Below are 12,334 nucleotides of genomic sequence, written 5' to 3' on the forward strand. Positions count from 1 at the left end.
CTCGAAGGGGGAAAGTCTAAGTGAATAAGTGGATTCGCGGTACGAATGCCGTTGTATTATCGCTTGCGGTAATTGGTATTTTCATCATCCTGACCATTTTTCTCAACTCCACGAAAAATTTGCAGGTTGATTTAACGCAAAATAAAAAGTTCACCCTATCTGATAAAACGACGGAAACTTTAAAATCACTTGATAATGATGTTCATTTCATCACGTTGACGAGTGATCAGACCAACCCGTATATCAAACGTCAGGTGGATGAGCTGATTCAGGAATACAAGAAGCGCAATGCCAAAATCGTCACCGATGATTACGATATCGTAAAGCAGCCGGCAATGGCCAAGCAGTACGACGTTGATCCCGGGGGAACACTCGTGTTGGAAAGCGGTACGCAGAAGAAAGTCTTGTATTATTCCGACATGTTTTTACCTGGACAGCAGCAGGGTGAGTACAAATTTAGCGGAGAAGAGAAGCTGACTCAAGCGCTGGTCAATTTGAATGCCAAAACCAAAAGCAAAATTTATTTCCTGTCCGGTCACAATGAAATTCCGCTTAATAAAATGAATTTGTGGAGGACCGGACTGGAAGGCGAGAATTACGAGCTGGCTGATCTGAATTTACTGCGTGAAGGCAAAATTCCCGACGACGCGGAGGTGCTGTTCGTTATCGGTCCGACAACAGATATCAGCGATAAAGAAACCAGCGTTATCAATGAATACTTGAAGGGCAAGGGCAAGCTGTACATTGCACTCGGCTTCAATAAGGATATGGCAACCCAATGGAAAAATATCGATGGCCTGCTGGCTCAATACGGAATCAAGGATCAGCACGCGATAGCGATTGAACCGAAGCAAAGCCAGTTGTACGATCCGCTTACGATCATACCTGAATATGGCTTCCATGCAATTACCAAGAAGCTGCAGGATTACAATTTGTTAACGATGATGAATTTGGCTGTTTCGATCAATGCGGACCAACCTGTGGCTGATTTTCCCGTTACGGCGATTCTTAAGACGACGGATGCGGCTTATGGGGAAACCGATATCGTTCAGCTCATGAGCAACCGTACGGCTAAGGACGATAAGGACATCAAAGGCCCGCTTAATCTGGGATACGTTGTTGAAACAAAAGAGCAAAAGCCTAAGGCTGTCGTTCTGGGCGGTTCCTCGTTCTTCGTTGATGAGGTTCTTCAGCAGCAGGGCAATCGTGATTTTGCGCTGAACAGCGTAGGCTGGCTGCAGGAGCAGAAGGATCAAGTAACGATTCGTCCTCGTGAAGGTGATGCACTACAGCAAGCATTGATTACAGGAAGTCAGGCGAATACGATTTTGTACGGTACTTTATTTGCATTCCCGTTACTCTTCCTGGTCGTTGGCGGAACGATTTGGTTGAGGAGGAGAAAAGGATGAAGCGACTCATTCCGACACTTATACTTGTGATCCTGTGTGTTGGCGGCTTCTGGTATGCTCAGAGCAAGGATTTTTTCAAGGAAAAGCCGGAACCATCAGTAGCACTTGCCACAATCAATAAGGACGAAGTAGCGGGTTATTCAATAATAAATGGCGATAACGAGATAGAAATGCAGCGTAAAGACGGGAATTGGACAATGACGAAGCCATCTCCCCTTCCACTCGATAAGTTTAGCGCAGATGGTTGGGTTCAAACTTTCATTTCCCTCAGCAAAGATAAAACAGTAGATGCGAATGCGGCCGATTTGGCACCATTTGGCCTTGCCAAGCCAGCTCAGCAATACAAGGTCACACTGCAAAATGGTACCGTCCATACGCTTAGTGTGGGTGACCCGGTAGCGATTCAGGGTTTTCACTATGCGATGTTCAGCGGCTCGCCGGAGGTATTCCAGCTCAGTGATTCCAAGACGCAGCCACTTGCTCTGAGCCAGATGGACTTTATGGATAAAGATCCGGTTAAACTCGATTATGAGCAGCTGCGAGCCATGACTGTGGATTGGAAAGGACAGAAATGGACATTGACCAAAGTCGATGCTGACAAAAAATCGTACGAGTCCGACTGGAAGCTTGGTGAACAAACGCTCAAGGCTGCAGATGCGACCCAGGTTATCGACAAGCTGCAGATGCTCAGCACCACCCAGCCGGCCAAACGCACGGCAGAGGTCAAGAAGGACGCGCCTGAGCTTCGTGTAGAGGTCAAGCTGGTTGATGCAGCGAAGAAGGAAGTCACAGAGGTCTATCTTGGCAAGCTACAGCAGGACACGGTATGGTTTAGTAAGGAAGGCAGTGAGTGGGCTTATTCACTTCCAGCGGCTTCCATCCAGGAGCTCGCAGATAAAGCTAATCAGCCTGTTCCGCCAGCACAGACTGAGGGACAGCCATCGACAGAACAGCCCAAAGCGGCTCAATAAGCAGTTAGAGGAATCCTGACGATTCGATTCCAAATACAAATGTGAACAGAACCCGTATCGCCCATCAGGGCCGATACGGGTTCTTTCTGCTTACATCGAGCTGGTTCGTTTAAACAAATACTCTGCTGGCACAGGATCAAGCGGTGTATACATGCTCAATCCCAAAACCGTACCCATTTGATGAGTGCGGTTTGGGACGAAACTTTGAATAGCAACTTCAGGCTTACAGTTAATTGTATCGGCTGCCCGTCGTTTTCATCGATCTATCATAAGTATTGGAGTTCAAGGAATTATTTTCACGAAACGTGTCGTACGTATAGCTATCACGATTGGCATCGGAATCGACCAGCACGAGGATATTGCCCTCATCGACATAATTGTTATATTGTCGAGCCTCATCCTCAGGAATACCCAAACCGATTAACCCGCCAACAAGTCCTCCAGCTCCAGCTCCCACGGCTGCACCTGTAAGTGTGGCTGCAATAGGACCTGCTGCAAGAATCGGTCCGATTCCAGGTATAGCCAGCAAACCGAGACCTGCCAGCAAACCGGCAGCACCGCCTAACAAACCTCCGGTTGCCGCACCAGTCGCCAGGCCCTCTGGAGCTTTTGTTCCGGTTTGATCCGTGACAGCAGCAATATCATCCTTGTTTCTGGCAATAATTGAAATATCGTCCGATGTATAGCCCTGACGTTTCAGAGATTCGATCGCTTTCACAGCTTCATGCTCCGTCTTGAAAACACCAACAATTTTCTTTTCGTTATTCATCATCATTACCTCCTTGGATTATGGTTGCTGAATCGGCTAAACCCGTCACTGAACTACTTAACGCCTACGAGCGGGTCTCTTAGCCTGTACCCAATTTCCTGCATTTGATACCTTGTTGTGCTCTGTAACGCTCGTTGCATTATGTATTTACCCGCTCTTCTGGAAATGAAACCTTGCTTGTTTGTTACATCAGGATTAGCTTTTGTTTCAGAAGGCTGCTCAAAAAGGTATGTAAGAATGAATACTGCCCTCATAATCAGTGGGGTTCAATATTTTAGAAAGCATCATAACTGAAGGAGAGAGGCTCGATGGAAGTGGATAATAGCCAGCAGCAATCAACTACTCATCATGATCTGAACATCGCCGCCTCGAAGCCAGTTCCACCAAGACCTCGGGGAAGACGAAATAAACGAAGATTGTGTCTTATTCTTCTTTGTATACTCATCCTTTGGTTAACTATCGTCATGATTTATCAGACACATAAAACGTTACCACCCGGACTTTCTATGGAAGGCCCTGTGCATTATGTTAAGGATGTAGAGTTCCTCTACGATCTGACCTACAAAAACCCGATACTGCCCGTGCAGGAAACGATGATTTTTGATAGGGTGTTTCAGGTTATAGACGAAGCGGAGCAGTTTATTGTGATCGATATGTTTTTATTTAACAGCTACTATAAGGAGGGGGCCTTATATACGCCTCTTAGCGGTTTGATGACTGAGAAGCTGCTAGAACAAAAAAGGCGGCATCCCACGATGCCGATTATTTTTATCACAGATGAGGTCAATACGATGTATGGTTCTGCTATGCCTCCAGAGCTGGCACGATTAAAGGCGGGTGGTATAGAGGTTGTGATCAGTGACGTTAATCCGCTGCGCGATTCGATCCCTTCGTATTCAGCCTTCTGGCGCACATTTATTCAATGGTTTGGTCAAACCGGCAAAGGCTGGCTGCCGAATCCAATGGTGGATACAGCCCCTTCCATGTCGCTGCGTTCCTATTTGAAGCTTGTCAACGTAAAGGCAAACCACCGAAAGGTGATTGCTACAGAACGAGCACTCATAGTTCCGTCTGCCAACGCCCATGATGCCAGTGCTTATAATTCCAACTCAGCCTTTCTAGTTCGCGGGGATATCATCGGGGATGCCTTGGCAAGCGAACAGGCCGTAATTACTTTTTCGAGCGGCGGGAAAATGATTCCTTTTCCTCAATACATGCCTAATGGCCTGGAGGAGGGTGACATTGAAGTTCAATTGTTGACCGAAGGGAAAATTTACAAGCATGTAATTCAGTCGTTGTCTGAAGCAGGAGCTGGTGATCAGATATGGATGGGGATGTTTTATTTGGCAGATCGCCAGGTGATCAAGGCAATGCTTGAAGCATCCAAACGCGGAGCTGAGCTTCGTCTCATCCTGGACTCGAACCAGAATGCTTTTGGTCGAGATAAAATCGGAGTGCCCAATCGACCTGTTGCTCAAGAGCTGTTGAACGCTTCAGACAATCGAATCCAAATTCGTTGGTACAATGGCACGAACGAGCAGTACCATACGAAGCTGCTATTTATTGATAAAACCAATCGAATTGTAGTAAATAACGGCTCCGCCAATTTCACGGAGCGTAATCTCGATGATTTGAATTTGGAGACCAATCTGGGGATTAACGCGCCCGGAGACAGCAAGCTGGCCCTTCAGCTTCGTCAATACTTTAATCGCCTGTGGAACAACGAAGGTGCCCCTTATACATTGGACTATGAAGCCTTCAAGGACAAGACTGTGTGGATCAAAGAGTGGATGTACCGATTACAGGAGTGGCTTGGGGTGACTACTTTTTAAATAGACATACATAACATTTCCACATACTGGACAACCTACCTTTTGTAACCTATGAAAGGAGGGAATGCCTGTGTACACACAACAGCAGAACAACCAACAACAATCCGGGTCTGGAAAGATTAGCACCAAGGAGCTGTTATACGTAACAGATTGCTTGAAGAACGAGGACTTGCTGGCCAAATTGGCTGCACAAGCAGCTACTGAAGCCTTTACGCCGCAGCTGAAGCAGCAATTTATGCAGATCGCTCAAGACCGCCTCAATCATTCCGACCAATTGCTGAATGCCCTGCAGCAGCAAACGTATTTGACCCACTAAACCGATAGGAGGTGTTAGAATCCATGTACCAATCAAACTATGGGAACCAACAGGCGTTTAATCAACAAGGACAACAAGCTCAACAAAATCAGCAAGGCCAGCAAAATCAACAGGGTAATGTACTGGAGGAATTGGATTGGGGTAACCTGTTATTATCCGAGCTGAAACGGTGCGCGCGCGAATATACGACAGCGGCTTTAGAAGCAGTCAATCCGGTTTTATGTCAAACCTTTCAAAAGCTTGCGAATGAAACGATGCAGGATCAAACCCAGCTGTTCGGTGTGCTTTCACAAATGAACGGCTATGGATCAGTCCAAATGGCGCCGCAGCAAGAAGTCCAGCAGCAGCTGCAGCAGCAAAGCAGTAAAGTGAAGCAGCTGCACTCCAATGTACAGCAAGCCTTGCAGCAAGCAAATACGTCTGGGGCTGGCATATACCAGCAGCAAGCAGAGCAGCAGGCCTATCAATCTTATCAGCCCTTCCAACAGACACAGGCGTACTCGTACCCGTCCAATCCCGCATATTCGGGTAATCAAGGGAATCAAGGCTTTTACGGATCTCAGGGGACGAACAGCTCTGCTGGTTCAAGTAGCTATGGACAAGGTTATACGTCCGGGTACTCGAATATCAGTTCCAATTCGGGTATGAACCCAACGCAAAGCAGCGGGTCTGGCTACGGGCAGAACCAGACTTCTTATTCAACTACTTCCTCGGCCACAGGAGCTTCCAGCACCAAGTTTGCAGGCTCTGAGAGTCATGAAGCCACCCGTGGGGGGAACAGCTTTAATTGGACGGATAATCAGGAAGGCGACAACTCCTCACAGGGATCAACATCGCATTCTACAACCAATCGGACAAACGATTCGAGCGGCAAATATATACTGTAATTTACTTAATAACAAGACAGGCTCCGGCTATAAGCTAGCGGGGCTTTTTTTCGTTGAGAACATATGATCGCTCCTGTATAATGAAATCTATATCACACTTTTCACTCATTCCTTTTGCGTACATGCTTCGATTTATTTTCTTACCCTGCTCACCTCTAAATGTAATTTTTAACGCAGCATGTGCAGTCTTTAGGATGGCCTGGGATCAGCTAGTGATCCGGTAATAGCCATTTGACACCTGTGGTTGTGTAGCATAGACTAATTTTTATAGCGTCATAATCGAGCATGATAGCGCAGCTAATTATAGAACGAATGCTTAGGGGGCACGGCCTTTTGCTAGTTGATATGAAGCAGTGGAAGCACACTTTCAAGCTGGATCCGGATCGGGAGCTGTCGGACGAGCAGCTGGATCGTTTGTGCTTGTCCGGAACAGATGGTATTTTGGTAGGCGGATCTTCGGGTGTTACCTTTGATAACACAGTCGATCTGCTGGCGCGAATTCGCAGATACGAAGTGCCTTGTGTGCTGGAAATTTCCACTCAGGAAGCGATTGTACCTGGCTTTGATTTATTTTTTATTCCTATTGTTTTGAATACCCGGGATACGAATTGGATTGTTGGGCATCATCATCAGGCTCTGCGTGAATACGGTGCACTGCTGGATTGGAAGCAGGTTGTGACAGAAGGCTACGTTATGATGAATAAGGAATCAACAGCTGCACAGGTCACGCAAGCGGACACCGATTTGGATATTAAAGATGTAGAGGCTTATGCGCGAATGGCAGACCAGCTGTTCCGGTGCCCGATTGTATATATGGAGTACAGCGGAATGTTCGGTGATATGCGGATCGTAGCTAGAGCGCGAGAGGTCATAAAACATGCACGTTTGTTTTATGGCGGCGGAATTGATGGCCCAGACCGGGCCCGTGAGGCTGCTAAGGCCGCGGATACCATAGTTGTAGGCAATGCGGTGTATGATGCATTTGAACAGGCACTGGCTACCGTACAAGCGATTAAAGACTGTTAACAGCAGCAGCTAGCCGTAATAAAGGAGTAGATATGGAATGAATGAAACGATTGATGTTTTTGCTTCGATACGAACTTTGAACCCCCCGCAAAAGCAGGCCGTTGAGACGGTTGATGGACCACTTCTGATAATGGCGGGAGCCGGCAGCGGCAAAACCCGTGTGCTGACGCACCGGATTGCTTATTTAATTGCAACTCGTAAAGCTGCTCCATGGAGCATTCTTGCCCTTACATTTACGAATAAAGCAGCCCGGGAAATGCAGGATCGGGTCAGCAAGCTGGTCGGCCCCAGTGGTCGCGATATTTGGGTATCGACGTTCCACTCCATGTGCGTGCGGATGCTGCGCAAGGATATTTCCCGAATTGGTTTTACGTCCAATTTCACGATTCTGGATTCCGGCGACCAGCTGTCTGTTATTAAAGCATGCATGAAGGAACTTAACTTTGATCCCAAAAAGTTCGAGCCCAAAGCGGTTCAAGCGGCCATGGGAGCTTTTAAAAATGAATTGAAAACACCGGAAATGGTCGAAAATACGATCGGTGATTATTTTGACGGTGTTGTGGCCAAGGTATACAAGCTGTATCAAAAAAAGCTGAAGCATAACAACTCGCTCGATTTCGACGATCTGATCATGGTAACGATCCAACTGTTCAAGGAAGAGCCGGATGTACTCGATTTTTATCAAAATAAATTTCAATATATTCACGTGGATGAATATCAGGATACGAACAAAGCGCAGTATATGCTTTGTTTAATGCTGGCTGACAAGCATAAGCGTATTTGCGTTGTAGGTGACAGCGACCAATCGATTTATCGGTGGCGTGGTGCCGATATTAGCAATATTATGAACTTTGAGAATGATTATCCGGATGCTACAACGATTCTGCTTGAACAAAATTACCGTTCCACCTCGAACATATTGAATGCGGCCAATAAAGTGATTGCCAACAATGCAGGACGCAAAGCGAAGAACCTATGGACGAGCAAGGACGGTGGTGCCCTAATCCGTTTGTATCAGGCTGATTCCGAGCATGAGGAAGGCTACTTCATTACAAGTGAAGTCAAAAAACGTGTGGATAAAGGCAAAAGATATCAGGACCATGCGATTTTATACCGTACCAATGCACAATCGCGGGTCATTGAGGAAATACTGATTAAATCCGATATTCCTTACCAGATCATCGGCGGCATCAAGTTCTATGACCGTAAAGAAATCAAAGATATTCTAGCCTATTTGCGGTTAATTTCCAATCCGAATGATGATATTTCCTTTGTCCGTGTTGTTAATGTGCCCAAGCGTGGTATCGGGGACACGACTGTAGAACGATTGACGGAAGCAGCCGCTCGCCGGGGAATTTCCCTGTTTGCACAGCTGGAGGACATCGATGGCATGGAAATAGGTGCCAAAGCTAAGCATGCGTTAACCGATTTTCGCGAAATGATCGACAATATGCATCGGATGGTTGATTACTTATCCGTTACCGAGCTTACAGAAAAGCTGCTCGAGCTGACCCAGTACCGAATCGAGCTGCAGCGTGAAAAAACAATCGAATCCACCGCAAGACTGGAAAATATCGATGAGTTTTTATCCGTAACCATGGAATTCGAAAAGCGCAATGAAGATAAAACTCTGATTGCTTTCCTGACGGACCTCGCCCTAATTGCCGACATCGATACGATGAACGAAACTGAGGAGGAAAAAGCCGATTCCGGCAATGCCGTCATACTTATGACCATGCACAGTGCCAAGGGACTGGAATTCCCTGTTGTGTTCATTGTTGGTATGGAAGAAGGGGTCTTCCCTCACAGCCGTGCGGCTAACGATTATGAGGAGCTGGAGGAGGAGCGCAGACTTGCTTATGTGGGCATTACTCGGGCTGAGCAGGAGCTGTTCTTAACATGTGCCAGAATGCGTACATTGTTTGGACGAACCAATATGAATGCCCCCTCGCGCTTTCTCAAAGAGATTCCTGAAGAATTGCTGGAAATGGCAGCGCCAGCCGGTGTTATTGGTGGACGTGCGAGCAGCCCTTCCTGGGGCAATAAAGAGGGTCGTTATGGAAGCACAGGTGGAAGCTTCGGTTCCTCAAGCAGCAGCTATGGTGGTGGAGCGGCCGCGCCTGGAGCAGGTAAAAGCGTTACTTTCCGCACAGGTACAAGCAGCCCTTCTTCCGGAGTTACGGTTCGTTCAGCCATTCCGGGTGAGCAATCGGGAGCGGCCAGTGGTGCGCAGGTGACTGATTACAAAGTGGGCGACAAGGTAGCACATGGCAAATGGGGAATTGGCACTGTCGTGACGATCAAAGGCTCAGGTGATGACACAGAACTGCAGATTGCTTTTCCAGCACCAACGGGTTTAAAGCGTCTCCTTGCCAAGTTTGCACCCATCACAAGGCATAATGAATAAAAGTATCTGCATCAAGGTGCTTCGCAACCATGAGGCGCCGATTTTTACATAGTCGAACCTTGAAAGGATGGTTTTACTTATATGACGGATTCTCTGGAGACGATGAAAGCCCTCATTGAAGAAATCTACAGCCACAACCACCTCTATTACACCATGGATCAACCGAGCATCAGTGATGCAGATTATGATTTGCTATATGACCGTTTGGTTGCCATGGAAAAGGCTACGGGCGTTACCCTGCCCAATTCGCCTACTCAGCGCGTAGGAGACCAGATATTAAAGGGATTTGACCCGCATCGGCACAAATCACGTTTGTGGAGTCTGGATAAGGCGCAAAATAAAGACGAACTAATGATCTGGTACACAAGAGCCTCCAAGCTGGTCAATGAATATAACGATCAGAATGACGAGGATCCGCTGCCGCCGCTTAGCTTTGTCATGGAGTTGAAGTTTGACGGACTGACGTTGAATTTAACCTATGATCATGGTGAGTTGGTGCAGGCTTCAACACGCGGTAATGGAGTCATTGGCGAGGGGATCCTGGCGCAGGTCAAAACAATTCGTTCCATACCATCAGAAATCCCATACCGAGACGGTATTATCGAGGTACAGGGCGAAGGCATTATGAACCTGTCCGTGCTGGAGGAATACAACAAGACAGCGATAGAACCATTGAAAAATGCCCGGAATGCCGCGGCCGGTGCTCTGCGCAACCTGAATCCAAAGGTGACAGACAGCCGCAAGCTTAACGCCTATTTTTACCAGGTTGGCTATACAGATGGACTCCGCTTTGAGAATCATGAAGCGATGGTTGAATTTTTGCGTAACAATCGCTTCAAGGTCAGTCCACTCGTACAGGTATTCGACTCCATTGAAGCTGCAGCAGGCGAACTGGACAGCATAACAGCCATGCGCCATACCTATGACTTCCTGATCGATGGAATCGTGATCAAAATCAATGATACCCGCACACGCGAAGTGTTGGGCTATACCGATAAGTTTCCACGCTGGGCAATCGCCTACAAGTTTGAAGCGGAGGAAGCCGTTACAACGCTGCTGTCCGTGTCCTGGGAGGTTGGCCGCACTGGCAAAATAACTCCTGTAGCCAAGGTGGAGCCCGTTGATATCGCTGGAGTCACCGTACAAAACTGTACCTTGAACAATGTCGGCGACATAGAACGAAAGGGACTTAAGCATGCTTTGGGCAGCCAAGTGTTTATTCGCCGTTCCAATGATGTGATCCCCGAGCTGCTGGGCAAGGTTTCTGAGGAGATGGATGGGGAAGAAATCGTAGCACCTGTCAGTTGTCCATCGTGTGGTTCCGTTCTGGAATTGAAGGGAGCTCATTTGTTTTGCTTGAACCGTGTGGAATGCCGCCCGCAGCTGATTGGACGTATTACGCATTTTGCTTCGCGTGACGCGATGGATATAGAATCCTTCAGCATCATGACAGCAGAACAATTGTACGCGGAGCTGAGCGTCAAGGATCCTGCCGATCTGTATGACCTGACCTTTGAGGATTTGATCAAGCTGGAGCGATTTGGTGATAAGAAAGCCAAAAACTTGCTGGCCTCGCTTGAAAAAAGCAAACAGTGCGATCTAGCATCTTTCCTGTATGCGCTTGGAATTCCGAATACAGGCAAAACAACAACCCGCGTACTGGCTGACCATTATCGCGACCTGCACAAGCTGATGGCTGCTACCCCCGAAGAACTGGTTGCCTTGTACGATATTGGCGGCATTATGGCTGATAGTATTGTTAGCTTCTTCAGCGACCCTCTTATGCAGCGTAGTATCGATCGGCTTCTTCAGGCTGGAGTGACACCGGTAAGTGAGGAAGCGCCAGTAATTACGAATGCTGACAACCCGTTTTTTGGTAAAACGATCCTACTGACAGGTACGCTTTCTATGATGGGACGCGATGAGATGGGCAAAAAGCTGGAAGCATTAGGTGCCAAGATTACAGGTAGTGTATCCAAAAAAACCGATATCGTGATTGCCGGAGAAGGCGCAGGAAGCAAGCTAACCAAAGCTCAGGATCTTGGCATACGTGTGATAGATAATGAACAGGAGTTATTAGAAATGCTGGGTGAAGCGTAGTTTGTTGATATAGGCGATGACCGCCGCTCAAGTCAAAAGGTACGGAGAGAGGTCCTTGTAAAAGGACTTTTCTTTGTTTCTTTGCATAAAGAAGTAACTTGAATTCAGTGTTTAGAATATTGTTAGCAATGGGAAACAAAGAGTGAAGACATAAATTTTTAAAAAGTAGTTGCATTTAGTAAGCCGTTTGTGGTACATTACTTTTTGTCGCTGCGAGGCAAGTACGATTGAGGTGACAAAGGAATGCAAAAATAGTAATAAAAAAAAGTTGCATTCGTCGGTTGTTTCTGATAAGATAAATTCTTGTCACGGTAAACAAATGACAAAATAATAGTTGCTCAATAGTTATTTATTTGAGTAATGAAAGCTCCTTGAAAACTGAACAAATGATAATTGAATGCCAGTTGTTTTGCATTTTTGAGCTCTAGACAAGCTTACAATATGTACGATAGCAGCAAGAGCCTCGGCTCTTGATGAATATTGTACCTTAATGGAGAGTTTGATCCTGGCTCAGGACGAACGCTGGCGGCGTGCCTAATACATGCAAGTCGAGCGGATTGTTCCTTCGGGAACAGTTAGCGGCGGACGGGTGAGTAACACGTAGGCAACCTGCCTGC

9 protein-coding genes and 1 rRNA gene are annotated in these 12,334 nt (G+C 47.0%); 9 read left to right on the plus strand and 1 reads right to left on the minus strand.

What is annotated here, in order from left to right; genetic code table 11:
* The first annotated feature begins 20 nt into the window (after window positions 1-20).
* Both LRL21_RS32350 and LRL21_RS32355 read left to right on the plus strand, forming a co-directional pair.
* Window positions 21-1,409 carry a Gldg family protein gene (locus tag LRL21_RS32350; protein ID WP_240419899.1) on the plus strand — a complete coding sequence of 463 codons (1,389 nt, stop codon included), beginning with the start codon at window positions 21-23 and terminating at the stop codon, window positions 1,407-1,409.
* On the plus strand, window positions 1,406-2,380 hold the full coding sequence (locus LRL21_RS32355) for a DUF4340 domain-containing protein (RefSeq protein ID WP_240419900.1): 975 nt from the start codon (window positions 1,406-1,408) through the stop codon (window positions 2,378-2,380). Before LRL21_RS32350 ends, LRL21_RS32355 begins: the two co-directional genes overlap by 4 nt.
* 229 nt (window positions 2,381-2,609) lie before the next feature.
* On the opposite strand, the gene LRL21_RS32360 is transcribed toward LRL21_RS32355, so the two are convergent.
* Window positions 2,610-3,149, minus strand: coding sequence for a general stress protein (locus LRL21_RS32360; RefSeq protein WP_240419901.1), 540 nt, complete (start codon window positions 3,147-3,149; stop codon window positions 2,610-2,612).
* A gap of 308 nt (window positions 3,150-3,457) precedes the next feature.
* Between LRL21_RS32360 and LRL21_RS32365 the strand changes: the two genes are divergently transcribed.
* From LRL21_RS32365 to LRL21_RS32395, 7 genes are all read left to right on the plus strand, one after another.
* Window positions 3,458-4,981 (plus strand): phospholipase D family protein, encoded by a 1,524-nt coding sequence (locus tag LRL21_RS32365; RefSeq protein WP_240419902.1) that lies wholly within the window; start codon window positions 3,458-3,460, stop codon window positions 4,979-4,981.
* A 70-nt stretch (window positions 4,982-5,051) separates the two neighbouring features.
* On the plus strand, window positions 5,052-5,297 hold the full coding sequence (locus LRL21_RS32370) for a spore coat protein (protein WP_420832515.1): 246 nt from the start codon (window positions 5,052-5,054) through the stop codon (window positions 5,295-5,297).
* A gap of 23 nt (window positions 5,298-5,320) precedes the next feature.
* Window positions 5,321-6,184, plus strand: a complete 864-nt coding sequence (locus LRL21_RS32375; RefSeq protein ID WP_240419904.1) for a spore coat protein — start codon at window positions 5,321-5,323, stop codon at window positions 6,182-6,184.
* Window positions 6,185-6,529: 345 nt separating this feature from the next.
* Window positions 6,530-7,210 (plus strand): heptaprenylglyceryl phosphate synthase, encoded by a 681-nt coding sequence (pcrB, locus tag LRL21_RS32380; RefSeq protein WP_240419905.1) that lies wholly within the window; start codon window positions 6,530-6,532, stop codon window positions 7,208-7,210.
* A gap of 37 nt (window positions 7,211-7,247) precedes the next feature.
* Window positions 7,248-9,617: a DNA helicase PcrA gene (pcrA, locus tag LRL21_RS32385; RefSeq protein ID WP_240419906.1), complete on the plus strand. Its 2,370-nt coding sequence runs from the start codon at window positions 7,248-7,250 to the stop codon at window positions 9,615-9,617.
* 81 nt (window positions 9,618-9,698) lie between these two features.
* Window positions 9,699-11,717, plus strand: a complete 2,019-nt coding sequence (gene ligA, locus LRL21_RS32390; RefSeq protein ID WP_240419907.1) for an NAD-dependent DNA ligase LigA — start codon at window positions 9,699-9,701, stop codon at window positions 11,715-11,717.
* A 487-nt stretch (window positions 11,718-12,204) separates the two neighbouring features.
* Window positions 12,205-12,334 (plus strand): 16S ribosomal RNA (locus LRL21_RS32395); the annotation flags it as partial.

This window comes from Paenibacillus periandrae (genome assembly GCF_022458865.1).
Lineage (GTDB): Bacteria > Bacillota > Bacilli > Paenibacillales > NBRC-103111 > Paenibacillus_S > Paenibacillus_S periandrae.

What these genes read in the sequence shown, in the direction of transcription:
- LRL21_RS32375 (WP_240419904.1), top strand. Translation starts at nt 5,321, where the DNA reads ATGTACCAATCAAACTATGGGAACCAACAGGCGTTTAATCAACAAGGA.
- LRL21_RS32360 (WP_240419901.1), bottom strand. Translation starts at nt 3,149, where the DNA reads ATGAATAACGAAAAGAAAATTGTTGGTGTTTTCAAGACGGAGCATGAA.
- pcrA (WP_240419906.1), top strand. Translation starts at nt 7,248, where the DNA reads ATGAATGAAACGATTGATGTTTTTGCTTCGATACGAACTTTGAACCCC.
- LRL21_RS32355 (WP_240419900.1), top strand. Translation starts at nt 1,406, where the DNA reads ATGAAGCGACTCATTCCGACACTTATACTTGTGATCCTGTGTGTTGGC.
- pcrB (WP_240419905.1), top strand. Translation starts at nt 6,530, where the DNA reads ATGAAGCAGTGGAAGCACACTTTCAAGCTGGATCCGGATCGGGAGCTG.
- LRL21_RS32365 (WP_240419902.1), top strand. Translation starts at nt 3,458, where the DNA reads ATGGAAGTGGATAATAGCCAGCAGCAATCAACTACTCATCATGATCTG.
- ligA (WP_240419907.1), top strand. Translation starts at nt 9,699, where the DNA reads ATGACGGATTCTCTGGAGACGATGAAAGCCCTCATTGAAGAAATCTAC.